32 protein-coding genes are annotated in these 25587 nt (G+C 64.1%); 26 read left to right on the forward strand and 6 right to left on the reverse strand.

What is annotated here, in order from left to right; all coding sequences use genetic code 11:
- The first annotated feature begins 147 nt into the window (after nucleotides 1-147).
- From ACT3SZ_RS15335 to ACT3SZ_RS15365, 7 genes are all read left to right on the forward strand, one after another.
- Complete coding sequence (locus ACT3SZ_RS15335; protein WP_444620075.1) at nucleotides 148-534, forward strand: hypothetical protein; 387 nt, start codon at nucleotides 148-150, stop codon at nucleotides 532-534.
- 643 nt (nucleotides 535-1177) lie between these two features.
- Entirely contained in the window at nucleotides 1178-2836 is a 1659-nt protein-coding gene (locus tag ACT3SZ_RS15340; protein ID WP_444620077.1) for a hypothetical protein, read from the forward strand.
- A 62-nt stretch (nucleotides 2837-2898) separates the two neighbouring features.
- Nucleotides 2899-3552: a hypothetical protein gene (locus ACT3SZ_RS15345; RefSeq protein ID WP_444620079.1), complete on the forward strand. Its 654-nt coding sequence runs from the start codon at nucleotides 2899-2901 to the stop codon at nucleotides 3550-3552.
- A gap of 276 nt (nucleotides 3553-3828) precedes the next feature.
- Nucleotides 3829-4428 carry a ParA family protein gene (locus ACT3SZ_RS15350; protein WP_444620080.1) on the forward strand — a complete coding sequence of 200 codons (600 nt, stop codon included), beginning with the start codon at nucleotides 3829-3831 and terminating at the stop codon, nucleotides 4426-4428.
- Nucleotides 4415-4648 (forward strand): hypothetical protein, encoded by a 234-nt coding sequence (locus ACT3SZ_RS15355; RefSeq protein ID WP_444620082.1) that lies wholly within the window; start codon nucleotides 4415-4417, stop codon nucleotides 4646-4648. Before ACT3SZ_RS15350 ends, ACT3SZ_RS15355 begins: the two co-directional genes overlap by 14 nt.
- Before the next feature lie 126 nt (nucleotides 4649-4774).
- On the forward strand, nucleotides 4775-5404 hold the full coding sequence (locus tag ACT3SZ_RS15360) for a hypothetical protein (protein WP_444620085.1): 630 nt from the start codon (nucleotides 4775-4777) through the stop codon (nucleotides 5402-5404).
- 184 nt (nucleotides 5405-5588) lie between these two features.
- The gene (locus ACT3SZ_RS15365) at nucleotides 5589-6128 is read left to right on the forward strand and encodes a MerR family transcriptional regulator (protein ID WP_444620087.1); all 540 of its coding nucleotides are present in this window, start codon (nucleotides 5589-5591) and stop codon (nucleotides 6126-6128) included.
- Here ACT3SZ_RS15365 and ACT3SZ_RS15370 read toward each other — a convergent pair.
- The 3 genes from ACT3SZ_RS15370 to ACT3SZ_RS15380 all read right to left on the reverse strand — a co-directional run bounded on the left by ACT3SZ_RS15370 (nucleotide 6125) and on the right by ACT3SZ_RS15380 (nucleotide 9214).
- Complete coding sequence (locus tag ACT3SZ_RS15370) at nucleotides 6125-6904, reverse strand: hypothetical protein (RefSeq protein WP_444620089.1); 780 nt, start codon at nucleotides 6902-6904, stop codon at nucleotides 6125-6127. The genes ACT3SZ_RS15365 and ACT3SZ_RS15370 overlap by 4 nt on opposite strands.
- Nucleotides 6905-7250: 346 nt before the next feature.
- Nucleotides 7251-7997, reverse strand: a complete 747-nt coding sequence (locus ACT3SZ_RS15375) for a hypothetical protein (RefSeq protein ID WP_444620090.1) — start codon at nucleotides 7995-7997, stop codon at nucleotides 7251-7253.
- Between the two features lie 215 nt (nucleotides 7998-8212).
- Nucleotides 8213-9214 (reverse strand): hypothetical protein, encoded by a 1002-nt coding sequence (locus ACT3SZ_RS15380; RefSeq protein ID WP_444620092.1) that lies wholly within the window; start codon nucleotides 9212-9214, stop codon nucleotides 8213-8215.
- 289 nt (nucleotides 9215-9503) lie between these two features.
- Here ACT3SZ_RS15380 and ACT3SZ_RS15385 point away from each other — a divergent pair, with 289 nt between their 5' ends.
- From ACT3SZ_RS15385 to ACT3SZ_RS15395, 3 genes are read left to right on the forward strand one after another with little or no spacing between them, the layout of a single operon-like run.
- Nucleotides 9504-9689, forward strand: coding sequence for a hypothetical protein (locus ACT3SZ_RS15385; protein WP_444620094.1), 186 nt, complete (start codon nucleotides 9504-9506; stop codon nucleotides 9687-9689).
- 57 nt (nucleotides 9690-9746) lie between these two features.
- Nucleotides 9747-10376, forward strand: a complete 630-nt coding sequence (locus ACT3SZ_RS15390) for a recombinase family protein (RefSeq protein ID WP_444620096.1) — start codon at nucleotides 9747-9749, stop codon at nucleotides 10374-10376.
- Nucleotides 10366-10689 (forward strand): hypothetical protein, encoded by a 324-nt coding sequence (locus ACT3SZ_RS15395; RefSeq protein ID WP_444620098.1) that lies wholly within the window; start codon nucleotides 10366-10368, stop codon nucleotides 10687-10689. The genes ACT3SZ_RS15390 and ACT3SZ_RS15395 overlap by 11 nt, the downstream gene beginning before the upstream one ends.
- 87 nt (nucleotides 10690-10776) lie before the next feature.
- Here the strand turns inward: ACT3SZ_RS15395 and ACT3SZ_RS15400 are convergent, their stop codons facing one another.
- A complete protein-coding gene (locus ACT3SZ_RS15400) occupies nucleotides 10777-11079 on the reverse strand; it encodes a hypothetical protein (protein ID WP_444620100.1) in 303 nt (100 codons plus the stop codon).
- A 662-nt stretch (nucleotides 11080-11741) separates the two neighbouring features.
- On the opposite strand from ACT3SZ_RS15400, the gene ACT3SZ_RS15405 reads away from it, so the two are divergent.
- The 14 genes from ACT3SZ_RS15405 (at nucleotide 11742) to ACT3SZ_RS15470 (ending at nucleotide 19735) form a co-directional block, all read left to right on the forward strand.
- Entirely contained in the window at nucleotides 11742-12146 is a 405-nt protein-coding gene (locus tag ACT3SZ_RS15405) for a hypothetical protein (protein WP_444620102.1), read from the forward strand.
- A gap of 80 nt (nucleotides 12147-12226) precedes the next feature.
- On the forward strand, nucleotides 12227-12361 hold the full coding sequence (locus ACT3SZ_RS15410) for a hypothetical protein (RefSeq protein ID WP_444620104.1): 135 nt from the start codon (nucleotides 12227-12229) through the stop codon (nucleotides 12359-12361).
- Between the two features lie 91 nt (nucleotides 12362-12452).
- Entirely contained in the window at nucleotides 12453-12782 is a 330-nt protein-coding gene (locus ACT3SZ_RS15415; protein WP_444620106.1) for a hypothetical protein, read from the forward strand.
- Nucleotides 12783-12869: 87 nt separating this feature from the next.
- Nucleotides 12870-13460 (forward strand): hypothetical protein, encoded by a 591-nt coding sequence (locus ACT3SZ_RS15420; RefSeq protein WP_444620108.1) that lies wholly within the window; start codon nucleotides 12870-12872, stop codon nucleotides 13458-13460.
- Between the two features lie 98 nt (nucleotides 13461-13558).
- A complete protein-coding gene (locus ACT3SZ_RS15425) occupies nucleotides 13559-14077 on the forward strand; it encodes a hypothetical protein (RefSeq protein ID WP_444620109.1) in 519 nt (172 codons plus the stop codon).
- A 509-nt stretch (nucleotides 14078-14586) separates the two neighbouring features.
- Nucleotides 14587-15207 carry a hypothetical protein gene (locus tag ACT3SZ_RS15430; RefSeq protein WP_444620111.1) on the forward strand — a complete coding sequence of 207 codons (621 nt, stop codon included), beginning with the start codon at nucleotides 14587-14589 and terminating at the stop codon, nucleotides 15205-15207.
- A 535-nt stretch (nucleotides 15208-15742) separates the two neighbouring features.
- Entirely contained in the window at nucleotides 15743-16069 is a 327-nt protein-coding gene (locus ACT3SZ_RS15435; protein WP_444620113.1) for a hypothetical protein, read from the forward strand.
- 391 nt (nucleotides 16070-16460) lie between these two features.
- Nucleotides 16461-16712 carry a glutaredoxin-like protein NrdH gene (gene nrdH / locus ACT3SZ_RS15440; protein WP_444620115.1) on the forward strand — a complete coding sequence of 84 codons (252 nt, stop codon included), beginning with the start codon at nucleotides 16461-16463 and terminating at the stop codon, nucleotides 16710-16712.
- A gap of 44 nt (nucleotides 16713-16756) precedes the next feature.
- Nucleotides 16757-17398 (forward strand): DnaB-like helicase N-terminal domain-containing protein, encoded by a 642-nt coding sequence (locus ACT3SZ_RS15445; protein WP_444620117.1) that lies wholly within the window; start codon nucleotides 16757-16759, stop codon nucleotides 17396-17398.
- Between the two features lie 4 nt (nucleotides 17399-17402).
- Nucleotides 17403-17780, forward strand: a complete 378-nt coding sequence (locus tag ACT3SZ_RS15450) for a hypothetical protein (RefSeq protein WP_444620119.1) — start codon at nucleotides 17403-17405, stop codon at nucleotides 17778-17780.
- A 71-nt stretch (nucleotides 17781-17851) separates the two neighbouring features.
- Nucleotides 17852-18367 (forward strand): single-stranded DNA-binding protein, encoded by a 516-nt coding sequence (locus tag ACT3SZ_RS15455; protein WP_444620121.1) that lies wholly within the window; start codon nucleotides 17852-17854, stop codon nucleotides 18365-18367.
- Nucleotides 18348-18956 (forward strand): thermonuclease family protein, encoded by a 609-nt coding sequence (locus ACT3SZ_RS15460; RefSeq protein WP_444620123.1) that lies wholly within the window; start codon nucleotides 18348-18350, stop codon nucleotides 18954-18956. Before ACT3SZ_RS15455 ends, ACT3SZ_RS15460 begins: the two co-directional genes overlap by 20 nt.
- Nucleotides 18956-19438, forward strand: coding sequence for a hypothetical protein (locus ACT3SZ_RS15465; protein WP_444620125.1), 483 nt, complete (start codon nucleotides 18956-18958; stop codon nucleotides 19436-19438). Before ACT3SZ_RS15460 ends, ACT3SZ_RS15465 begins: the two co-directional genes overlap by 1 nt.
- Before the next feature lie 60 nt (nucleotides 19439-19498).
- A complete protein-coding gene (locus tag ACT3SZ_RS15470; protein WP_444620126.1) occupies nucleotides 19499-19735 on the forward strand; it encodes a hypothetical protein in 237 nt (78 codons plus the stop codon).
- Here ACT3SZ_RS15470 and ACT3SZ_RS15475 read toward each other — a convergent pair.
- Both ACT3SZ_RS15475 and ACT3SZ_RS15480 read right to left on the reverse strand, forming a co-directional pair.
- A complete protein-coding gene (locus tag ACT3SZ_RS15475) occupies nucleotides 19732-20241 on the reverse strand; it encodes a hypothetical protein (RefSeq protein ID WP_444620128.1) in 510 nt (169 codons plus the stop codon). The two genes, ACT3SZ_RS15470 and ACT3SZ_RS15475, sit on opposite strands and share 4 nt — an antisense overlap.
- Before the next feature lie 28 nt (nucleotides 20242-20269).
- Nucleotides 20270-20674 (reverse strand): hypothetical protein, encoded by a 405-nt coding sequence (locus tag ACT3SZ_RS15480; RefSeq protein WP_444620130.1) that lies wholly within the window; start codon nucleotides 20672-20674, stop codon nucleotides 20270-20272.
- A gap of 443 nt (nucleotides 20675-21117) precedes the next feature.
- Between ACT3SZ_RS15480 and mobF the strand changes: the two genes are divergently transcribed.
- Together mobF and ACT3SZ_RS15490 are read left to right on the forward strand one after the other, a co-directional pair.
- Nucleotides 21118-25284 (forward strand): MobF family relaxase, encoded by a 4167-nt coding sequence (mobF, locus tag ACT3SZ_RS15485; RefSeq protein ID WP_444620131.1) that lies wholly within the window; start codon nucleotides 21118-21120, stop codon nucleotides 25282-25284.
- Nucleotides 25285-25360: 76 nt separating this feature from the next.
- The coding region (locus ACT3SZ_RS15490; RefSeq protein ID WP_444620133.1) for a hypothetical protein at nucleotides 25361-25587 on the forward strand (227 nt) is incomplete at its 3' end.

Genomic DNA, 25587 nt, shown 5'->3' on the forward strand with positions numbered 1-25587 from the left:
ATGTTCATTACCGATATAGGTTCTGTCTGAGACCGCCAGTGACACCTCGCTGGTTCGCTCACCGCAGATTCGGCGTCGCTTGCCCTGGAAATGGCCAGGGAACTAGGGCACGACCGGGACCGACGAAATATGCGCCACAGTCGACCCATGCCGAAAGCTGCTATGCCTACTCTCCCCCGTAACCGCTCCATCGCTTCTCCCCTGCACTACGTTTCCCTCGCGGCGGACACGCCGATCCATAGTTGCAGTACCGGAGTCACCGTCTACCCCAATGCAGGGGTGGCTTTCGTCGAGAGCGAACCCGCCACACTCGAGGACCTTGACCAGCTGCACACCATGCTCGTCTCTGCAGCGGCGGCCATCAATGCAGGTGCGACCATCACGCGCACCTGGCAAAGCCCCCTCGCTGAGGTCCATGTCACCGCTCAAGGCTACGCGGTGACCATCAACGGGTCACGACACTCTCCCAATGCGGTCGCACACTACGCCGACGAGATCGCCAGACTTCTCGATGCAGCACTTTACGCAACGTGACATCGTGTTAGACTTTTAGCTAAACACTCAGCGGGGCCGTTCTGTGTCGCATCTGCCACTACGGCTTCCTGTGTGGAATGATCGAGTATCGACACGTCTGTAATTACACGAGGAGGACTCCACCGACCCATCTGAGCTTGTTGGAGCCATCGCCCTGCTCACCACAAGACCTGGGCGCACGCGACAATTTCACAGTGATAGGGGTCCGAGCACATGCTCGTCGCCAGCTAGACCAAGGGCGACCACCACCTTGGCCACCTCCCCACCGACTCTCCCTGACCGGAGCGCGGACTGCGACTGACATCGCAACGAGGACGGTAGAGCCAAGATCCTGCTCCCCCACTCCCTGACCGGAGTGACGGCGAAATGCAGACCTGGTGCAGACAGAGAAAAACCCCGGGTGACTAGTCCGGGGCTTTTCGAGAAGTTCGGCGAGAACGACGGCAATCGTTCTGCTGGGGTCCCCCCTACAAGGGAGCGTCTATTGCTATTCGACGTCTCCCAGGATAGCTACACCCTCTTGCAGGACGCAAGTGGACACGAGTCTATCCTGGGTTTTTCTGTAGTCAGAGCAGGTCACGGCCCTGCTTCCGAGTCGACACAACCTCATATTTCAGCCACTGTCACCCCCGAAGTGACACCAGTGCCTACCGCTGTGCGCCGGCGCGGTCGGCTCACCCCACGCATCGCCCAGTCCTTGGTGAGCACCGCGCTGCGCATCCTGGACCCCTCCCCCACCAGCAATAGCCACCCGGTGAGCACCACGATCTCACCGGCCGGCGAAGTGTCCCCCGCGGGTGCGGCTGGCACACCCTCGGTGGTGGATCTGGAGACGGCGAACCACACCGCCGCCCACCTGGCGGCCACCGCCAACGCCGCGCGCATGGCCCTGCACGCCATCCACCAGCGCGGCCAGCTCGCCGCCTGGAACCACGTCCTGGAGCTTCCCGAGGACTTCGCTACCGCCCGCGACGAGCTAGAGCACTACGCCGACGCCCTGGCCGACCAGCTCACCGGTGCCCGCGACAGTCTCACCCCGGCCCTGGCAGAGCTCAACGGCGACCAGGCCGCCACAGGCTCCTGGTCACTACCTGTGCCCACTGACGCGCGCCGCGGGGTCTGGGCCGGCAGGCAACACTGGATCGCCACCGCCCTGGGCGTCTGCGACACCGCCCGCACCCGGCCTACCCGCCCACTGCAGTGCAGCCACCGAACAGCCGAAGCTCTTCTGCGCGCCCGCGCGGACTTCTTTACCGCCCACGGGCGGGGCTGCACCGCCTCAAACGACACGATCGTCTCGCGGGCCATCGAACGCCACGGTGCCACGATCACCCCGGCGACCGGGGCACGCTATCTACGCGCGATCACCCGCGAACTCGTCGATGCCGATGTGCTGATCATCCACGCGACCGGTCGGCACCTGCGAAGCATCGAGCGCCTCGCCGCGCGCACCCACCACGGACACCACCAGAAAACCGCCGGCAACGTCGTCGACGCCAACATCCCCGACCACTTCATGCCCCACCCCGAACACTCCACAGACGCCGCTGCCGTCTGCCCTGCCCCGGCCTACGCCCAAGGCCTCAGCGACCGCCTCGCCGCTCGCGACGCCCGCTACACCGCCACCTGGGCCGGGCAGAGAAGCGAGCTGGACACTATCGATACCCCTACTGCGACCTCTGTGGATAACCCCACCAACACCACCAGCGAGGCCACTGGCGAGGACACCTCAGTGAGCTGCGAGAACACGAAATCTTCCACCTACACCTGTGGTTACGGTTATCTCCTCCCTCTTGGAAGTAAGTGGGTTGCTCACCCGCGCGCGCTCGCGCGCGCGAACACCGAGACACCCTCCCCGACCAACAACCCGAACAACACCCACACCAAACAACCCGCCAGGACAACCCCGATCAGCGTGCGGGCCTGGCGCATCGCCGACGATCTGACCCGCTCTCACACCGGAAACGCCCTGGACAACGGGCCCTACACCCACCTCATCGGCACCACCACCGCCCAGATGCCCCTGACATCCCTGGCCCGGCTCATCGACACCCACACCCCGCACTGGGCAACCACCCGCGACGTACTGGCCGGCCTGGTCCACCAGGCCACCAGCACCTCCACTGGCTTCATCGCCTTGGGCCTGTCCACCCGCCCTGACAACGCCACCGGGTGGATGACCACCGTGTTGAGGTGCATCGACTGGGATGCCCACGACCACTTCCCCGCCTGGTCACGAGTCGCCGAAGCCTACCAACTCCACTGGTGCGGCACCCGCAGAAACTGGAGCCCCGTCGGATGACCTGACACACCGCTCTTCGCGACTAACCCGAAAACACCCTGACAGCAAGGACAATAGACACCATGGCCACGACGATGACCGCAACACAGCGCACCCACGCCGACAAGACCCTCGCCACACTCGAGAACACCCTGCTAAGCATCCTGGAGACCGGCGTGGCCTCTGCCGAGCGTGACCAGCTCACCGCCGAGCTCACCACCACCCGCGAGCACCGCCACGCCCTCACCGACGCGCTACCCGGACAGGCTCACCAGTGGACCAAAACCGCCACCGCACGGGCCAAAAAACTGCAGCGCAGACACGCAAAAGCACTCACCACCGCCCAGCGCCGTGCCCGCAGCTCCAGAAACACCACAACCCACCGCAATACCCACCGCGCCACCTCCACGGCACCCCACAATGCCGGTCACCACTCCCCCGCCCCGGCGCCCGGAGCTGACGCTACTCCACCGCTGGTGCTGCCCTACACTGACGAACACCGCCAGCTCGTCGACGAGACCCGTCGGCTGCTGCTGCGCCGCAAGGCACGGCTTAACCGCTCTGCCCGGGTCACCACGGGTGTGCTTCACACCGCGATCCTCACCGAACTGCGCCGAGTCGATGAAGACCTCCATGCTCTGCCGAGGATGAGCCACCGCAAGACCACTGCCTGTCACAACCACCACCAGCACGCCGAAGAACAGTGGAACCAACACGGGGCCGAAATCCTCGTTTGACCCCCGGCCCACGGAGTTCGCCTCAGGGCAAGGCGAACTCCACCTTCCCTGGAGATAGCTAGCTAACATAGCATCATGACAACTTGTCATCACGCTAGCTAGAGGACGTGCTGACTTGCCTTTATGTTATCCAGTTAGCGTGCAAGCTAGCTAACTTGTCGCCTACGTGTTAACATGATGACAAGCAAGCGAGGTGACAAGATAGCAAGCCAGCTCGTCCGCGCGCTACCAGGTCATCTAGCTAACATGCAATCAAGTCAACTAGGAGTCATCGCAGTGATTATCACGGTCACCAACACAAAAGGCGGGGTAGGGAAGACCACCTCAGCCATCTACCTCGCCGAGGCGTGCGTGCGAAAGGGCTACCATCCGCGTGTAATCGACATGGACCCCCAAGGATCAGCTACACGATGGTACGACTTCGCTGGCGAAAACAGCGAGCCTGCATGGACCGTCGAGAACCTCACCGAGTACCGGCTCAAGCAGATCAAGAACTCGGATCAACCCATCATCATTGACTGTCCACCGGGGGACCCGAGGATCATCGCCATTGCAATGGAGCTGGCAGACTTCATCGTCATCCCATGCAAGCCTTCTCCCGATGACTATGACAGAACCCAGATCACCTATGACATGGCCCCAGAAGGCAAAGCGGCGGTGTTGATCAACGATGCACGGCTCCGTACTCGAGCGCTGGACCAGATCATCGCTGACTTGGACGGACCGGCGGAGCGAGAGCCGTTCCAACGCTTCGACACGATCATCACCCACCGAGAGCATATTGTGCACGCCAACGGTACTGTCCCGGACAAGCTCAACGGCTTCGATGAGGTCCTGGACGAAATCGAGGAGGTAGCTTCCGATGAAGAACGCTAGAACCAACAGTTTCAGTCGCACCACTCAACGCAACACGGCCAAAGAAGAAGCCGCCCCCACAGTCGAGACGCTACTGCCCAAAGCGAAAGACGACCGCAAGCTTCTCGCCTTTCGGATCGAGGAGGAGAAGCGGAAAGCCTTGAAAGCGAAGGCTGCCCAGGAAGGCACCACAGTTCAGGAAGTCCTCTATGCCGCCGTGGACAGGTTTCTGAGTACGTAGAGACGAGGTGTTCGGTATGCACACCGATCAGTCCTCACCCGCCGAGCTCAGCACGCGTGGCTTGGCCGAGCAACCCTCAACCCGCACTTTGTTCCGCCCACGCCTGCGGAGATATGGAGCACCACCATGAAGTACATCGGAACCGTCATCGACACCTACGCCCGCAAGGACCGCGCCGAGACGCTGATCAGCGTCGAGGGCCTGGCACGGGCCCAGCAAATCGCGGTGATCTGGTCGATCCCGCGCAGCCCTGACGCGCTGGCTGATCTCGCCCTGGGCACGCGGATCATCTTCGCTGCCCACGAGGACACCCTCACTCAGCGCACCGACACCGACGAGACCACCGGGGCGACCTCCACGATCCTGGTGGCCGTCGGACTGTTCTACGACGTCATCGGCGACTCCCGCGATGCCGTCGAGATCTACCAGAGCATCGAGCCCAAACCCCTGCAGCTCGTCGGAACCGTCGTGGACATCGACCAGCGAGGTGGGAACCACTCGATCACCCTCACCATGCCGCGGCACGGTCAGCGCCAGCCGATCCAGACCCGCTGGCCGGCCAGCATGGCCGATACTGTCGACGGCGTCGCCGTCGGTGACGAGCTCCTGGTGCTCGCCGAGGAGCGATCGCTGAGCTGGACTGTGGACATCGACGATGCCGGCCGCCGCGCGATCGTCCCGGCCGTCACCGGCATCAAAGCACTGAAACCCATCGATGCGCGCGACCTCGAGGCTACTCCGGGTGTGGGGGAGTAGTTGAGTGGACGGTGGGTCGCAGTGCGCGAGACCGGAAAAGAAGGCTGCCGCGGTGGCCGCTCCGCTGGACCACCTTGCCCCTGGGGATGATTGGGCGGTATCGGGAAGCGGTGACGTCCACTACTGTGGACCGGGTAAATACCACGCACGTCATCACCCTTGGGGAAGAAGGGCACGCGACACCATGACCACAACCGCACAGCCCGTGCAGGGCACCTTGTTCGAGGCCGCTAGCCCGACCGACGAGACGGTTGGCTACCGCGGGACCACTGTCTGCCAGATCGCCGGTATCACCTACCGCCAGCTGGACTACTGGACGCGCACCAACCTGGTGACTGCCTCGATCGCCAGCGCCGCCGGCTCCGGGTCCCACCGTCTCTACTCGTTCCGGGACCTGTTGCTGATCAAGATGATCAAGGCCCTCATCGACGTCGGTATAAGTCTGCAGAACGTCCGTAAGGCCGTCGACCACCTCGCAGCGCGAGGGGTCGAGGACCTTGCGGGGTTGACCCTGATGTCCGACGGGGTCAGCGTCTACGAGTGCCGCAGCGCCGACGATGTCACCGATCTGCTCGCCGGCGGTCAGGGCGTGTTTGGCCTGGCGGTGCCCGGCTTGGTCAAGGACCTCTCGGCAACGATCACGGCGTTGGACGCGTCCAGCGCCGGCGGTGGGACACCGACCGACGAGCTCGCCGCTCGACGCGCGGCCAAGGCCAGCGCTTAAACAGCGATGTCCAGCCTGGTCAGCCCCCGTTCGCTGACCATGGAGAACACCTCGTCGTAGGACTCCTGCGCGCCGTGGACCTCCTGGCGCAGCCTGTCGATGTCAGTGGCCAGCTCGCCGCTGCCGGAACCGCTGTAGCCGAAGTTGACTCCGCCGAGTACGTTGCGGTGGGGAAGCAGTGTCATACTGCCGTCTGCGAAGCGCAGGAACACCGCCAGATCACCGCCGGTACTACTCGGGTTGTGTACTACGATCCGTGCAGCCTGTAGGTACTGCTGATCCAGATGCTCCGCGGTGCGCGGCCGGACGACGAGTGCCTGGCCGCCGTCATCAGTGACGCGACAGCACACCCCGTAAGCATCGATCATGTCGCGGCCGAACTCGTCCTGGGCGAAGGCATACTGTGCTGCGCCGATCTGCAGAGCACGCTGCTGACGGGCGCGCGGCGAGTTGTCTACGACCGCCTCGCGGATCTGCTGCAGCGAGGCCACCCACTCGGCGCCGACGTCACCGGTGACTGTGACCACCTCGACGTTGAAGTCCTCCACCTCGGGCAGGGCGGGGCGGCCGGGAACCGAACCGTCGGCGCGGTTGAACTGCCGAACCCGGGACAGCCCAGAGCGTAGTGCCGCCGCCAGGGGGCCGTCCGGAGTCGGGCTGTACTGGTCAACCTCAGTGAGCCACTCCAGGGCCGCGCTGTAGCAGGCCTGGAGCGCCTCGGAGGAGCTGAGCCGGTCGATGGTAATCGTCGGAGAAAACTGATCCTCCCGTGGCACCGCTGGCGTGAGCTGCCGCGGCGGTCGCTGCGCGCTACACCGCCTTGCCTCGAAGGGGATCTCTACCGGATGCGGTCCAGGCGGTTGCGGGAGGCCGGCTATCGCCGTCCGCCGGGGTGAGGGGTGGCACAGAAGGCAAGCGGGCCCGGTTCTCGTTGGGGAAGCAGCGATCGAGTCCGGGTCTGCCAGCGAACGTCGGGTGATTCTGCCTTGGTGAGCAGGTCACACCCTGTTGGCAACTCACCGTGGCCAGTTCGAGAGCTGGATCAATTGGGCTCCGCAATGGAGCCCCGAAGGAGGGGTGGCGTCGGATATTCGACTTCATCGAGAACCACTACACCGAGGTTCAGGGCTTGGCCTTGATGATCGTTGGGAGAACGGCTTGTCCTGCGATTATCTGTGCGAAGTCCGTGTCCATGGAGCGGAGCAAGCGTATCGCGTAACGATGGGTAACCCAGAGATCATCGGTGTTGAGCATGGGTCGTAGATGTGCCGCCCGGTTCCTCATCCACCGTAGTTCGTGGGCATAGCGGTATACCGCCTCGCGGCGGACCCCTGTGAAACCCGATGACAGGGCGGCATCCCAGATCTTGACACGGTTGTTGTTCTGGCCTGCCTGTGGGGTGGGAAGGATGCTGGTCCACGACCCGAAGTTCAGACTCGCCACCAGATCGTCATGCGTCGGAGGGGGGCCTGCCGATGATGCGGCACCCGGTCGGCGTGCGTCGTAGTTGTCCAGTGCTTTCTTCTCCCACCACTGTGGGTATAGATCCCCGGCTCGCCTCGGTTTCCACGATGGAGGAACATCAGGGCGGACCTGGTGTTTTAACACTGTTGGAGCTGGGTGCACTATCCAGTCCTCCCGGCCGGCGACGGTGGCGTTCCAGGCCCGAAGACGTGTGTCGATCGTGTCTCGAAGCAGCACTTCGGCCAGGCCAGTCAGCTCGGTGACCGCGCTGGCTGCCTGGATATTCCACAGGTAGAGTTGCGCCGCCTCGATGACGCCCCCTGTAGTCTGCTTGTAGGTCTGAAACCGGGCGGCGGGGATAGCCTGCTCGATCTGCCGGGCGGCACGATATGTCAGCCTGGGCACTGGGAACTTGCCTTTCGTTCAGGGGCGGTCTAGGATGTCAAGCATATAGCGGGATAGTACCCGCAGTTACAGGACACCGGCGCTGAGGGCATGCCCTCAGGGCCGGTTCCTTTTTGTCTTGGTCAGCGATCCGCCACAGAAACATGCTGCTGTGCGCCCGGGCGATAGTCACCGCACCTACTTCCGGTGAGTTGTCTGCTCCGGTCTGCAGGCTTCTACCACGCATCTGCCTCGTCGGTCGGCCAAACACTGTCCCGGTATCTCATGCCGTAGCGCCCGCCGGCCAGTAGTGAGACGACCACCTCGATGCAGTGGCCGGCACTGTCTTTCAGGTAGAACGGGCTGTCGACTTCGTAGTGCCACGTCTCTGGCCCTGCTGTGATCTCGGATCCGTAGGCGGTGGCGTACTCACCGTCGAGGGTCTTCGCTGTGAAGTAGTATCGCCCCGCTGGGCCGACATTGTCGCGCCGAGGATTGATTGCCCCGAACCCTTCGAGCTCGATCCATCCAGTTCCCTCGTTCTTATTCCACTGCGCTGCACCGTCGTTCGACTCATCGGTGGCCTCCTCGATGAGGGGGGATTCCCCGGAAGCGTGTAGTGCCCTGATGTCCGGCGACCATGTCACCAGCTGGCCCAGCTTCTCGCCTTGCATCGACAGACGACGCCCCACGGTGCCTAGGTAGTTATGGTCGTTGATGTTCAGTGGCCGGAAAGCGTCGCCGCGAGTCGGTTTTGATGGGTCGAGTGCCCAGTCTGCGACGATGGTGCCGGGGGAGTCCGTGGCGGATCCAAGTCGTACGAGCAACCGACGTAGGGGGATGCGCTCGCGACGGATCTTGTCCAGGGACCAGCTGGTGAGCGATCGCTGAGCGATTTCCTCGGGTGTGGATTCCAGGTTGACTGACCCTCGCCCGTCTGTGAGTGGTTCTGCTGACGCGGTCACGATCGCGGTCATCTCCAGTTCGGTATACGGAACATCGGGGTTGAGGCTGACTCCCGCCCGAGCGAGGTGTCGGTGTATGGCACTGCGGGAAAGCCCTGTGGCTGTTGCGAGTTGATCGCCGTCGAGGCCGTAGGCGGCTCCCTCGACGATCAAGTTGGTGCGTTTCATCTTCGCTTCATCGAGTTGGTCGGTGAGGGAGATGATGGTTTCACGGTTGGCGACGAGCCTCTCGGTGGCGCCCTGCATGTCTCTACGTCCGTTCTCTGCTGTCATACTGGCACTGTACCACACCGCACAACCTCGCGCAGTGCTACTCAGTCATTCTCTGATAACAGAGAAGCGGAGCGGTCGCGTCTTGCGGATAATGAACGGTATTCGCAAGGCCTCGCGAGGCCGCGAGGTACGTGGTGGACGCCTTGCGTAAACCCCTTGCGGAATTAAGTTGCGCTACTGTACTATATAGGCACGACATGCGAACATTCGATCGACGGCCCTGACCGATGTCCGGGTGAGACGCTACGGTCGAGACCACATCCATCGAAACGCACGGAAAGGCACCCTCATGGCTGAAAAACCCCGCGCCAACGTCTATATCCGAGGACTGTTCGGCACTGTATTCCTCGCACTAGCAGCGACAGCGCTCATCATATTCGGCGACGCGAGTCCCTGGTTCATCGCCGCCCCCATCATCTTCTTCGTGGGAATTACGATCTTTGCCATGGCTGGTCCTCGCAAAGCATTTGAATAGGGGATCATGCGTGATGTTCACCCTTGTAGCTCTTAACGACCAACGCGACGTGATCCAGTGAAAGTTGGTTACGCCCGGTGCTCGACCGAGAAGCAGGACCTGCGGGCACAGAAACAGCAGCTCCGGGATCTCGGCGTCGAGAATGCCCGCATCTACGTCGACCACGGGTACACCGGCCGCAAACGCGCCCGCCCGGGGCTGGACAAGGCGCTTGCCGCCTGCCGTGACGGCGATGTTCTGGTGGTTACCAAACTCGACCGGCTGGGCCGGTCGATCTCCGATGTGTCGAGCATCGCGGAACACCTCACTGACCAGGGCGTAAAACTGCAGATGGGGTCGACCGTTTACGATCCCGAAGACCCCATGGGCCGGATGTTCTTCAACATGACCGCTGTCTTCGCCGAGTTCGAGGCTGATCTGATCAGTCAACGCACCAAGGAAGGTCTCGCGATCGCGAAAGCCGAGGGGCGACTGTCGGGGCGACGCACCCGGTTGACGCCATTCCAGCAGGAGCACATGCGGTCCATGCTCGCCTCGGGGGAGTACTCCCAGGCCGATGTGGCGCGCAGCATGAACCTCAGCCAGGCGTGGGTGTCACGCCTGGCCGCCAAGTGGCGTGCCGCTGGACTGCTCGATCCTGCGCTGCCGTTGCTGATCCCCGACGAGGAGACCCCAGATGCTGACTGACGTCGCTGACACCGCCATTCGCACGACACAGGGCTGGAGTCAGCTCACGATCCCTGCCGGTGCCGGCGGGGACATCCGCATCGGCGACGTCGTCGCCGCGGGAGGACTGTCGAGCAGCGAGTACGCTCTGCTGGTCTGCCTGGCGGTCCTGCTCAGTCGACCCGATGAGGCCCCGGGTGATTTCGCCGCCGCGTACGAGCAGCTCGATGCTGCCGACCAGCTCGGCATCGCCTCAGTGCTGGCGGCCGTGGCCGGCCAGACGCGAGCGGACGAGGACGCCGCCGCCGAGATCCTCCGCCGCGACCTGGACTGACCACTAGCGGAACTGCTGAGCGGGGAGGTCGGCCCAGAACGGAAAGAGCCCCCTCGCAGCAGAGCGAGGGGGTGTCCGGGCGTGGTGTCAGGCGGGGATGCGGACCATGATGCGCCAGGCCGCCCACATGCCGGCCACCGCTGCGGCCGTCCAGGCCGCGGGCAGGAGGACCAGCGGCATGTGCTCGGCCAGGGCGACTGCGCCCCAGTCGGTGATCTCCCGGAGGATCGCCCACCCGACCAGGACGCCGAGCGCGACGAGCCATCTGCCGCGGGTGGCCTCGCCGGTGATGGCCAGCAGGACGAGTGCGGCGATCGCGGCGACAGGGATCCCCATCATCGCGATCGATCCGGGGACGGACAGGATCGGGTGCATCAGAAGATTCTCCATGCCGACATGGTATACGCCGCGCTTGACCGCCGCAACATACACTAAATTACCAACATTACATGAAACGGTAAGTAGTGTCAATATAGCAACGTCGTTGCTGGTGACGGCGCTGCTGTTCTGCACTTCACTTCGTTTCACCGCCGACGGCACCGAGTAGGCGTGTGATCTCGCGGTGCCGACAGCCCACAGGCTGGTCGGCACCGCGGTGGCCTGGGGGTGCCGCCGCGCCCACCCAGCCTACGGCCGGGCGCGGCCCCACCCCCAGACCACGACAAGGACCGGACCCCGTCGTCCCTCCGGTGTCCGGACTGTAAACCGTCCCGGTACCTGATCCTCGCTGCGCTGCGGTCAGCTACCGCAACGGTCCTCATTTTCTTGCCGAGGAGCCTGCGGCGATTATACGGTCGCCCACCCTCCGCGCAAGCCTGGCGAACTAAAGTTCGTCGAATTCATCCCGAAAACTTTGTCCACGCGCTCGTCCCTCGCTTATTTCGCGGAAAAACTTTTCTCCTTTCTTCGATTCCCAGGCTTGCACTCCGGGCGGTCGACCTAATCGGCACTGCGTGCCTCCTCGGCAAAAAAACGAGGGGGGAGGGGGCCAGGGATCCTGGTCACCGATTCTATCCCCGTACCGGTCGCAGACTGGAGACAAGGAGTAAGACATGAAGAAGACAACCGCCATTCACATCGGGATCACCCCCGAAGGATCAGCCCAGTGGTTCGCCGAGAACTTCGTCGACATCGTCCGAGGCGAAATGACCTCATACCGGGCACCTGAAGCAACTACCCACGGCACCATCACCGTCGACGCCGCAACCAACCACTCGTCGTTGATCCTCACCGACACCGAGCTGACCCACGCCCAGCTCATTGCCGGGCTACTCGACTGGTCAGAGCAGGCCCTGACCCACATCGAGGACACCCCGGACGCCTGGCTGCGCAACGCGCTAGCCATCCAGGCAGGGCGATGGACCGCCATCGACGTCAACGCCACCGACTGGTACGACCGCGCCGTCTGCGGATACATCGCACAGACCCACGGCCAGACGATCACGACCACCGCCTAAGTCCCCATCCCGGCGCTCGCCGCGAGGCACACCGCCACCCATGCCGCCGGTCACCCGCCGGAGACAAGGAGCCAAGACCCATGACCCGCACCGTCACCATCCTCGCTGACCTGGACCGCAAGATCACCGAGTACACCGCCGACACGGTGCCCGGGGTTATTCCATATCTCCCAACAATTGCCCGAGGAAGAACCGCCGAGAATTACAGGAATTAATCCTCGAAAACTGTTGCCGAAATTCCCCGACGATGCTAAAATTGAGAGTGTAAGAAAGAGAGCCCCCACGGGGGCAGAAAAGGAGAACATTATGGCCCTCGCCACTTCGCCCGAGAAGACTAACACTTTCACCGTCGGCGATATTCTCGTGTCCGTGTGGGGATACGACCAGACAAATGTCGATTTCCGCATCATCACCCGCGTGACCGCCGCGACCGTGTGCAGCGTCGCCATCGGAGCGACCATCGGCGAGATCCACAGCTCCATGTCCGGCACCGTGATCGCCAACCCCGACATTCGCAGCGAGGAGGAGACCACCTCCCGCGTCCTGCGCCAGCCCGGTCTACTCAAGGCCCCGCACGGCCAGTCGTACATGCGGGTGTGGGACGGCCAGCCCGTCGCCTTCTCCACCTGGGCCTAGCGGCCCCTTCGGCGCTGGCCGCGAGGTTCACCGCCACACATCATCTCATCCCCACCGGCTACGCGCCGGAGACAAGGAGAAACCCTCATGACCACCAGTATCGCCCCCGCTATCGTCGGCCGGATCACCGTCGACGATCAGGCTCTCATCATCGAGCGCCGCGAGTACTCCCACACCGGCGGCATCGCCCTGCTGGCTTTCGACGCGCAGACCGGCGAGCTCTACAACGACGTGTCGACCAACCTGCCGGGCCACGTTCCCAGTGCGCCCGGAGCCTTCACCATGAAGGACGAGACGCGCACCAGCGAGCTGGGACGCGCCCTGATCGAGGCCCGCATCATCCTGCCCACCGGATACCGGGTCCGTTACGGCGCCTTCAACAGCACCGCCACCGAGTACGTGCTGAACACCACCCGCGTGTCCATCCGCGTCGAAAACCACTACGCCGACGGTGCCAGCAGTGCCCACGGCGAGACCGTCCCCGTGCTCACCGACACCATCCCGGCCGTCGACGCCGACCAGGCGGACGTCGAGGACTGGATCGCCACCGAGTTCCTGGCGCTGACCGGTGAGGACCGCGACCCGAGTATCCACGCCACCTACCACGTCGAAGTCACCGGCATCGAGGGCCGCGCCCACCGGCACCTCGTCGGTGCCGAGTACACCGCCGAGGGATAGCCCCCGACCCATCGCGTCGCCGCTGGCCGCGAGGCGCACCGGCACCCCTTCCACATCCCGCACACCGGCGACCCGCCGGAGACAAGGAGAACCACCCCATGAGCACGATCACCACCGACACCCTGGCCGAGAAGATCACCCACGCCGCATCCCAGACCGCCAGCGCCACCGTTGCCGCCGACCTGGTCCACGCCCTGGCCTCAGCCCCCGACGAGCTGACCGCCGACGGCTATGCACCCCGCGTCGACGACATCACCGTCACCACTGACGGGCGCAGCGTCACCGCCACGTGGCAGTACACCAACGGCGCCACCGCCGAGGGAAAGACGATCGCCATCCACCTGGCCATCACCCACGACAAGAGCCGCAAGGTCTACACCGCCACCAGCCGCCTGGTGCTCCGCGACGGACTGTTCACCCGCATGATCTTCGCCTTTGACCCCGAATCCCCCTACACCCCGCACAAGATCGCCGTCCAGGAGACCGGCCGCTACAACCGCGCCAGCTTCGTCCGTTTCGCCGCCGAGGCCCTGCAGACCGTCACCGCCGGGAAGTCGGCCGTGTTCCTGCGCAACCTCGCCCAGGCCCCCCGACTCACCGCCGACAGCACCGAATAGGCGTGTGATCTCGCGGTGCCGACAGCCCACAGGCTGGTCGACACCGCGGTGGTCTGGGGGCGCCGCCGCGCCCACCCAGCCTACGGCCGGGCGCGGCCCCACCCCCAGACCACGACAAGGACCGGACCCCGTCGTCCCTCCGGTGCCCGGACTGTTGACCCCACCGTCTGCCTCGTCCTCGCTGCGCTGCGGCGAGTCAGCCGGCGGGGAACCTCATTTCTTTACCGAGGAGCCTACGGCGATTATACGGACGCCCACCCTGCGCGAAAGTCCCGCGAACTGCGTTCGCCGGATTCATCCCGAAAACTTTGTCCACGCGCTCGTGCCTCGCTTATTTCGCGGAAAAACTTTTCTCCTTTCTCCGGTCCCGGGACTTGCGCTCCGGGTGTGCGTCCTAATCGGCACTGCGTGCCTCCTCGGCAAAGAAACGAGGGGGAGGGGCCAGGGATCACCTGGTCACTGAGATTTTCCCCGTTCCGGTCACATACCGGAGACAAGGAGCAAGAACTATGGGACAGCGTAGCCTGCTGGTCATCGGATACCAGACCTACACCCAGATCGGTGTACAGGGCGGCGAGGAGACCGACCAGCACCGTATCGCCCGCCACCTCCACTGGAACTGGGGGCCGCACATGATCCTGCGTGCCGCCCAGGTGGCCGAGCTGATGAACACCACCGGCGCGGACGAGTACTACAAGTTCCACGCCAGTGACCATGCCCTCGGCGCTGCGGTGACCTTCTGCGTCAACCAGACCACCGGAGTGACCCAGGGCCTCGGACGCTACGACGACGAGTCCGCCCACTCCATCGCCGAGCACGACAACAACAACGGCGCGTGTCTGCTCGACATCAGCCCTGACGGTGAATGGACCCTCGGTTTCCTCATCGGAGCGGAGAACGGCGGCGACCTGGCCACCGTCGCCACCGCACAGGACTACCTCAACGCCTCCATCGGATCTTCGCCGAAGAACCTCCGCGCCCAGGGCCACGCGGCGTTCGCGGACAAGGTCGAACACGCACTTACCGTGCTGTCCGAGTTCGAGCGCGGAGGACACGCGATGAACCAGGCGACCGCCGACAAGCTGGCCACGCCTGTGGACCGTGACACCACCGCAAAGGCGCTGATCTAACCCATCGGCCCCACCGGCGCTCGCCGCGAGGCACCCCGCCGCTGAGACCACCCAACAGCCCCGTGCAGGGCTGGCGCGGTGGTCTGGGGGTGCCGCCGCGCCCACCCAGCCTACGGCCGGGCGCGGCCCCACCCCCAGACCACGACAAGGACCGGACCCCGTCGTCCCTCCGGTGCCCGGACTGTAAACCGTCCCGGTACCTGATCCTCGCTGCGCTGCGGTCAGCTACCGCAACGGTCCTCATTTTCTTGCCGAGGAGCCTGCGGCGATTATACGGTCGCCCACCCTCCGCGCAAGCCTGGCGAACTAAAGTTCGTCGAATTCATCCCGAAAACTTTGTCCACGCGCTCGTGCCTCGCTTATTTCGCGGAAAAACTTTTCTCCTTTCTTCGATTCCCATGCTTGCACTCCGGGCGGGCGACCTAATCGGCACTGCGTGCCTCCTCGGCAAAAAAACGAGGGGGGAGGGGGCCAGGGATCCTGGTCACCGATTCTATCCCCGTACCGGTCGCAGACTGGAGACAAGGAGCAAGAAATGTTTAACGACTTCACCACCGCAGAGGAAATGATCTCGGACATGATTTTCCGTGGTCAGCTGTCCCCTGCCGCAGAGGACATGGACCCGGCCGAGGTGATCGAGCAGTACAACGAGCTCAACGCCCTGACCCCGGACGACGCCGACTACCTCATCGACCCGGAGCTGCAGCGCACCACCATCACCACCATCAGCGGTGAGAAGATCCCCGGTTACGCCCTGCGCTCCAACCCGAATGTGCAGGTGGAAACGCCGTCGATGGCCTTGGCTCAGGGGGCCGACCGGCTCTCCCGCCACCTCGGCGGAATCGTGACCGGCCGCCGCTAGCCCCCAGGGGGGTGGGGGAACCGCCGGTGAGGGGGGGGATCACCGGCGGGACCGGGGGCACCGCTACAGAGGTATCGGCTGGGGACGACAGGGAAGGGGCAGCAGGGAGACCAGGTGCAGTCTCCTCGTCAAAGCCTGGCGCGGGGAATCGGAGGGGACGGCAAGGATCAGGGCTTTTCGCCCCGATACCCCAGTGGTCAATGCGAGTTATCACGTTGCGCGATGAACGACGAACTACAATCGCGTTTGTGATTCTAAAAGACGAAACTCGAAGCTCTAGAAAATAGTCCAGTCGTTTTCCAAAAGAGGTCGATATAAACCTTGCATCTGGTAGGTACAGATGATAGACTCAAGTGTAGATAAAGGGAACAGGAACAAGGAGTTGATCGAAATGTCCACCACCAAGATCACCGTCTACACCAAGCCCGCTTGTGTTCAGTGCACCGCCACCAAGAGGGCCCTCGAAAAGGCCGGAGTGTCCTACGACCTGGTAGATATCACCCTCGACGACGCGGCCCGTGACTTTTGTGTCGAGCTGGGCCACCTGCAGGCCCCCGTCGTCGTCACCGACACTGCCCACTGGTCAGGCTTCCGTCCCGACCGCATCAAGGACCTCGCTGCCGGCACCGCCGCGGCCGCCTGAACGCCACGGTTCCCGCCAGGGACAGACAAGGAGCACACAAGACCATGAGCGCACTGCACGCCGTACAGGACAAGGCCCCGGACGCCACCACCGAGCCGCAGGACATCGACAACGTCGACCTCTACGACGCGAGGATGGACCCGGAGGCCAAGCTGCTGTGTGCCCTGATGTGGGCCGATGCCCCTACGGGCAAGATCCTCGACGTCATCGAGTCCCTGGCCCCGGCCGACTTCCGCCACTACGCCCACCGCAGGCTGTTCTCCCTGATCGCCGAGCAGGCGGGGTCTGGAGCTCCGTTGGACGCCACGATCATCGCCAACCGGTGCGACGCCGCCGGAGCGTCGGGGCGTGAAGGGTGGCCCGAGAACAAGACTCCGCAGCGCTTCATCCTGGAAATCGCCTCACTCAACACCCTGCCCGCACAGATCACCTACCTTGCAGACCTGGTCCTCGGAGCCAGCTACCGCCGCCAGTTCCAGACGATGGCCGCCAACCTCGCCCAGGCTGGGGAGGAAGCCGACGAGGAAGACCTGTTCACCCTCATGGTCGAGCACGGCCGCCGCCAGCGTGCCGCACGCGCCCGCCTCGACGCCTTCCGTCGGGACATCCTCGGCCGCACCGACGCCACCGACGTTGTCGACGGAGAGGTCCTGGACGACGACACCCACACCCCTCAGGAGGACTAGACCCATGTCCGCCGACATCACCGCTATTCAGGAGCTGCTGAGCGAGGACATCCGACGCATGCAGTACGGCACGGTCGTCAACACCGAGACCCTGACTGAATTGAGTGAACTGCAGTGCCTGGGCCCGGTTGCGCGCGGTGCCAACTACAGTCAAGACGTTGAACAACTCATGCAGGAAGCCAGCGACGCAGAAGAGGACGCGGCGGCCGCGCGGGAGAGCTTTCTGGCCCGCACTGAACTTCTGCGCCACGTTGACCTCGGTGAGCTCACCGTCGAAGACCTGGTTACCGCAGCCAGACGCAAACCCGGCGTGTTTCAGGGTGTGGTGATGCCGGACTGGAGACGTCGGCCTGGAAACGCCCACACCCCTCAGGAAAGCTAGAACCATGGACCAGGACGTCCTCGCTGCCCACGATGTCCTCACCACTCACGATCACCGATAGGAGCACCATCATGGCACAGGGAGACACCCCCATCACCGTCGTCGGCAACCTCGTCGCCGACCCCGAGCTGCGCTACACCGCGACGGGAGCCGCCGTGGCGAACTTCCGTGTCGCCTCCACACCGCGCCGGTTCGACTCGCAGACTAACCAGTACGTGGACGGCGAGGCACTGTTCCTCACGTGCAACGTGTGGCGGCAGGCTGCCGAGAACGTGGCCAACAGTCTCACCAAGGGTGACCGGGTGATCGTCACCGGCCGGTTACGCCAGCGCTCCTACGAAACCCGCGAGGGCGAGAAGCGCACCGTGTTCGAACTCGAGGCCGACGAGGTCGGCCCGTCGTTGAAGTACGCCACCGCCCAGGTCGCCAAGACCCCCCGTGATGGTGGTGGCACCGGAGGGCAGGGCGGCTTCGCCGGGCGTAACGCCGGCGAGCCTGCACCATCACCGCGCAGTACCAACGCTGCCGATAGTGACCCCTGGGCCGGAGCACCCCAGAGCACCGACGATGATGAACCGCCGTTCTGACCGGCTCGACGAGGACCAGGAGAAGATCATGACCCGCATTTCCCGCACCGTTGCCGCCGCCACGGCGGCCGGCATCCTCGCACTCGGGCTGGCTGCCTGCAGTGAGCTCGACGGCGCCATCGACGAGGTGGGTGCCGCTCCGGCAGTCGCCAGTGAGCCACAGTCACTGTGTGAGATCGGCAGCTGCGAGGACTTTACCGTTGATCGAGTGATCGACGGCGACACCGTCGACGTCGCCACCGACGGCGGGACAGTGAAGCGGGTGCGCGTGCTGGGGATCGACACCCCAGAGACCGTGCACCCGGACAAGCCGGTCGAGTGCATGGGCCCAGAAGCATCCGCGATCGCCAGTGAACTGGCGCCGGCGGGCGTGAGAGTCACGCTCGTGACCGACGAGGCGGCCGATGACGTCGACGACTACGACCGGCAGCTCGCCCACGTCGTGGTTGGGGAGACGAACCTGGGCGCCGAGATGCTGGCCCGAGGCTTGGCACACACGACGAGCTTTCCCCACTCACTGAAAGATCATTACACCGGGCTCCAGGACGCCGCCGAGCACAATCACCTCGGACTGTGGGGGCACTGCTAATGAACACACCACGCCGCTCGGCCTACAGTTCGGTCAACACGAGCGTCGACACACTCGCACTGCTCGATCAGTGCCGCGCCGCCCTCAGCCAGACCAGCGGCATGCTGTCGCGCGTGGCGCTGGTGACCGCCGCGGTCGAGCACTACGCCGCCACTCTCGCCAAAGAAGGCCACCCGGTCGACGCCGTTGACGTTGACCAGTTCGCAGACCTCGCCGGCACCAAGGTGCCGTTTCGCCCTCGCGCCGAGTGGGCGATCATCGACACTGCCACGCCGCCGCGGGTGCAGCTGGCCACCGGGCGCGGACCCCGGGGCAACACGGTGCTGACCGTCGTCGCCGAGATCCTTCCGCACCTGACACACGGTGGTCACTACGGCAACGCGAAGGCGATGCTGGATCTCGCCGGCTACACCATCGACGATAGCCGCGCGGCGGACACGCTTGAAGACGGCCGAGAGCTCCTACCGATCACCATCAGCTAGACCCCACAGCGCACCGAACCATCAACTGAGGCAGCACCTGACACATGGAAGGAGCCCGACATGGGCTGGACACTATTCTGGGCAGCAGGACTGATATTGATCCTGTGGCACCAGGTACGCATGGCAGGGATCCTGGTGGGCTTTGTGAAGGCGGTGTTTCTCGGGATCGGATGGTCGCTCGCCGTTGGAGTACTCATCGTTGTCGCGTCGATCTTCGGCGCGTTCGGCGATCAGCTTGATCAGAGCGTCAACAGTGCTCCGATACACTCCGCCGTGATCGTGGATCTCAGCGGCTAGAAGAGCCGTAACTGATCATCTGACATAGCCACGCGCTGTGTCTCAAACGCCCGGAGAAGATCGTCGTACGCCTGCAGCGACCATCCCGACAGTGCGAGCTCCCGCACTGACCGAGAACGCTCTGCACGACGCGAACTGTCCACGGACATGCGCGGACCAACAGCGCGGCCACACGCGACGGCATAGGCCAGGTTCTCCGACTGACTCGACACCCTCACGTGCTCCGGGTGCACCCGCACGCACAGCGGCTCGTTGCACCGATGGTCGACGACCATGCCCGGGTGCAGCGTGACACCGGCCAACGAGCACGCCAGACGATGCGCGCTCCAGGTTCTGTTCACCCCGTTGGTTGTCACCATCACCCGCCCGTAGCCGTCGGGTGTGCTGATTGCCCCGGTCCAGATGAAGCACCCGGACGACACCGCAACGACGCGCCGGCTGAACCGGTCGGCGACTTCGGCACGACGCTGATCGCTGACCGACTCCCACGCCGACAGTTCAGGCATCCCGTCAAGCGTGTACTCACCCATGCGGCTAGCTCAGCGCCGCCGCGTGCTCACGCTGATCTGACTGTGACGACGACGAGGTTTCCTCGCCCCGGTCGTCGAGCTCGGTGTCCTCACCGCCGCCGTCGGTCTGCGCCGATGATTCATCATCATGGTCAGGCTGCCCGGACGGTTCGAGTGCGAGCAAAGCCGACAACTCTTTGGCGGCCAGACCAGTCTCTCTCGCCAGAGCACTGTTGGTCATGCCGAGATCCTTCAACGCACGCAGCCGATCGCCAAGACGACGGTCCGCGTCCTCGCGCTTGTCGAGCTCGGTGAACACACGCGACAGTGCTTTCTCCTTGCGCTCCAGATCCTTCTTCTCCTGCTCCAACACCAGGCGCGCGCGCTGGCGTGCCGGCAGTGAGTCCGAGTCTTTGCCTGTTGCCCTCATGGATCGTCTTCCCTTACGTCTTTGGTTGCATTGCTTGCTCCAGCATAGCGAGCCGACAGCCCCGAAGTCACGAGCCGAAGCAAACCGCACACCTGACACAACCTCGCCCCGCCCCGGCGGTGACCACGTCGCCGGTACTCGCGCATGCTACCGCAGGATGATCCGCTGTCAACGTTCCCGCATATCCACCCCACCTCATCGTCTCGTGGTGTCTCCCTGTTGACCATCCTTGGTCGCTCCGTTCGTGACCATCGATCTGTCCATCGTTGCTCCCCATCTGTCTACGTCTGACATCCAGTCTGACGTAGACAGATCTTCGTTCCTCAGATCTTGAAAAACCCTCACACCATATGCATTTCAAATGTGTCGGGAAAGTGCTGGTCACACGCTTGCGCCGTGGAAGGGCTGGAAACTGCGCTCCAGCGGTGGGTATCATCATCACCATGATGAGCCTCAGAGCCGTGCACGCCGGTAGCGGATACCGTTACCTGCTCCGCTCTGTGGCGACCAACGACGCCGAACCCGACACCCCAGAGGTGCCCGACAACGGCGACCGTCTCAGCGCCTACTACCAAGCAAAAGGCACACCGGCGGGCCGGTGGCGCGGCACCGGGTTGGCTGCCCTGAACTCCGAGAGTGCTGTGGCAGGCGCGGAGATCACCGAAGACCAGATGGCCGCGCTCTACGGTGAAGGACTGCACCCTGACGCCGATACGATGATCGCCGACGGTGCGAGCATCAAAGACACCAAACTCGGACGCTCCTACTCGATCTACACCAACAACCAACCGGTACTCCAGGCCCTCGCCAACGCCGAGAAGCAGTTCCGCTCTACCAACGATCGGCGCCCCACCGAAGCCGAACGATCCACTCTCGTCCAGCAGGTTGGTCGGGCTCACTTCGCCGACGCGCACGGCGGCCGGGCACCCACCGATGGACGCGAGGTCGTCGCCTGGGTCAATAAGATCCAGGACAACACCAAGCAAGCTGTGGCAGGGTTTGACCTGACCTTCTCACCGGTGAAGTCAGTCTCAACACTGTGGGCACTCGCCGACCGCGAGACGGCCAACAAGATCGCAGCAGCACACCATGACGCCGTCGCAGAGTCTCTGAAATGGGTGGAGGATAACGCCCTGTTCACCCGCGTGGGCGTCAACGGCATCCAGCAGCTCAAAACCGACGGAGTGCTCGCCAGTGAGTTCACCCACTTCGACACCCGCGGTGGGGACCCGGACCTGCACAGCCACGTTCTGGTCTCCAACAAGGTGCGTATTGCCGACACCGCTGACGCCCAGAAGGTAGGCAAGGTCGGCGAGTGGAAGACGATCGACGGTCAACAGTTCTTCCAGCACATGCACACCGCCTCGGGCTACTACAACACCGCCCTACAGCAGCGACTGACCGACGAACTCGGCCTTGAGTTCACCGCAGTGGCGACCTCCCGCAACGTTGAACCGGTCTGGGAGATCAAGGGCATTCCTACCGAACTCAACGAGCGATTCTCCTCCCGCCGGGCCCTGGCCAGGCCGGTGTATGAGCGCATGGTTGCCGAGTACGTCGACAAGCACAAGCGCCAGCCGTCACGACGGGTCAACTATTCGCTCTGGCAGGCCGCGATCCTGGAAACCCGCGACGCCAAGAAGCCCGCCGGCTCCCTCGACGCTCTGCGTTCCCAGTGGCGCGAGACGGCCAAAGAGGTCATAAGCGAGCAGCAGATTGATCAGCTGTTCTCCACCGCCACGGCGCAGGACGTCACCCGCCCGGTGTTCACCGACGTCGACGTACAGAAGGTGTCCGACGAGGCGATCAAGGCCACGTTGTCCAGGCGCTCCAGTTTCAAGCGCAGCCACATTCACACCGCCGTCTCCCAGCAGCTGCGCGGCTACCGGTTTGCCAGCAACGAGCAGCGCACAGCCGCCTACGCGAGCGTGATGGAGCACACCATTGACGAGCAGTCGGTGTGCCTGACTCCACCTGAGTTCCTGGCGCTGCCCGACGCATTGACCTCCGAGGTCGGCTACGGCATCGACCGCAAGAACAACTCCGAGATCTACTCCACCGCCGAGCAACTAGAGCGCGAACGCGGCATCCTGGCCGCCGCAGAGGCAATCGCCCCGGTCTTCGTCGAGGACACCAAACTCACCGGTGCACTACAGCGGTTTACCGACACCCATGACTTCACACTCAACGCCGGACAGGTCGAACTGACACGTCACTTCCTGCAGGCGGGCACCCAGGTCGCCGTCGCGGTCGGACCTGCCGGCACCGGTAAAACCACCTCCATGGAGATGGTTGCTGATCTATGGCAGCGCGAGGGTCGAAGCGTCATCGGTCTGGCCCCCTCGGCCGCAGCGGCGAAGGTCCTGCAAGCCGATATCGGTACCGAATCTCGCACCATTGACTCCCTGACCTACGTCTGGGACCAGAGTGCAGATCAGGGTCTCAGTGACTTCGAACGCCTCGATACACTGCCGGTGGCGATCAAGGCTGGCGACATGCTGCTGCTCGACGAAGCAGGCATGGCCTCCACCGATCGCATCGCCTCGCTGGTGGAGATCGCCACCGCCTCGGGCGCGGTGATCCGCATGGTCGGTGACCCCGCCCAGCTCGACGCGGTGGAGACCGGCGGTATCTTCCGCACCCTGGCCAAGGCACCGGGAACCCCGATGCTCACCGACGTGATGCGCATGGGTGACGACCACGAACAGGCAGCAGCAACCCTCGCCATCCGCGACGGTGACGTCAGCGGATTGGACCTGTACTTCGAGCGCGAGTGGGTCGCCGACGGTACCCGCACCGATATGCTCACCGCCGCGGTCGAAGGCTACCTTGCAGACACCGCCAGCGGGCGCCGGTCCCTGGTGATCGCGCCCACCAATGCCGATGTCTTCACCATGAATGAGATGATCCAGGCCGACATGCTCGATGCCGGCCACGTCTCCACCGCCGGCCCCAGCGTCGAGCTCTCCGACGGGCTCACCGCCCACATCGGCGACACGGTCCTGGCGCGAAAGAACAAGCTGATCGGCCACGACAACGACGGTGTGCGCGTGCTCAACGGTCAGCTCATGACGGTGCGCGCCATCCGCGCCGACGGGTCCATCGATGCTTTCGACCCGCGCTCCAAGACCCCGGTTCACCTCCCGGCCGACTACGTCGCCTCCAACACTCAGCTCGGCTACGCCTCCACGGTCCACCGCTGCCAAGGCGCGACCGTGGACACCACGCACAGCCTGGTCGACGCGAAACTCGATCGCAATGCCATGTACGTCACGACTACCCGAGGCAAGCAGGAAAACCGTATCTACGTTGATACTTCCAGCGCCCTCGACGAGCTCGCCGAAGACGCCCATGTCCACCACTCGGGCGACGACGACGCACCGAGTGCTCATCAGATTCTGCACGGCATCGTGCACCATGATCACAGTCAGCTCTCCGCCGTCGACGAACTGGAGCGTCAACTCACCGCCGCCGACTCCCCCGAGCGCGTCGAAGCGCTGTACCGCGAGGGCGTGGCTCGAGCAACCAGTTCTTTCTCCCACCAGGTTGCCGCCAGCCTTGTTGATTCCCTCCCGGCGATCAACGCCGCGGCGATCGAGACCGAAGACGACGGTGTCGAGGCCATCGAGAACGCCATCAGCCACGCGGCCGCTCGCGGCGTTGACGCCCGTGACTTCTGGCATGATGCTGCCGACGACATCGACTGGGCCGACTCCCCTGGTCGGCTCATCGCCTCACGTCTGCGCAACCTGACCGACACCCACCTGGAGACCAACGAACGACTCAAGGGTCTGCTCGGCGAGGACGCCGATCTGACTACCCTCGACGCCGACGCCCGCCACGCCCTGGACGCCGCAGTGCACGACGCGACCGGCAAGAGGATCGACCTCGACACCGTCTGGAAGATCGTCGGCGACGGGGTACCGGCCGACGGCAGTGCTGCCGGCGTGCTCGCCAACAACCTCGCCGAACTGACCGAACAGGTCGAAAACCCCCGCGATCTGCTGGACTCCTGGATCGACCAACTCGACGACTCCCACCGATTCGCGCTGCGGCGATCCAACCTCGACTTCGTCGACGCCGCCGACGCTATCGAGGATGCACTACGACTCGGCCTGCCTGCCCGTGAGATGTGGGTCGACGCACTCGCTGAGGCCGACTGGGCCGATACCCCGGCAGGCGACATCAGCGAGGCATTGCGTCAAGTGACGCAACAGGTCCGGGATGAACGCCTGGCCGCACGCGCCGGTGAAGGGGGCCTCGCCGACGATACTGCCCCCGAGGCGGGCACGGCAGGCGAAGGCGCTGCGCTGCCTGCTCCCCCACCGGTCACCGCAGCCAGTGATCCCGAACTCGCCGTGTGGCTGCAGACGAGCTACGACGAACTCACCCAGGATCCTGACCATCACGACGACGCCACCGACGCACCCGAAGGCGAAGAGCCCGGCCGGGGGGTCGAGTCGAAGGATCTCACCACCGAGGAGAAGGTCGCCCTGTGGAAGTCGGTCCGTCCGAAGCTCGGAAGTGAATCCGGACCGTCGGGCTGGGGCAAGTCCTCACCATCATCTCCGTGGTCGACCCATCGCCCCGGCTCGGGACCGAGCTGGTGACCGGCATGACACCATCACGCGCCCCTCCCCCCCCCCCACCAGCTCTTCACACCACATACCAACGAAAGGGCCAGCAATGACCTCCCCCGAAGACCTCTTCACGGATGACTTCAACCAGCTGATCAGTGCCGCACGCGGAGAAGAGCAGAGGATGCTCAGTCTGCTGCAGATGATGGTGACCACGTCCAACCAGGGCCACGGTGTAGCCTCCTTCCCCATTTCGACCGACCAGCAATATCTCACCGACCATGGCGAAGAAGTGCTGCAGGCCGGCCTGAATGCAGGCCCCGGAGCCACCTTCGA

The organism is Corynebacterium sp. AOP40-9SA-29, assembly GCF_052377405.1.
Classification (GTDB): domain Bacteria; phylum Actinomycetota; class Actinomycetes; order Mycobacteriales; family Mycobacteriaceae; genus Corynebacterium.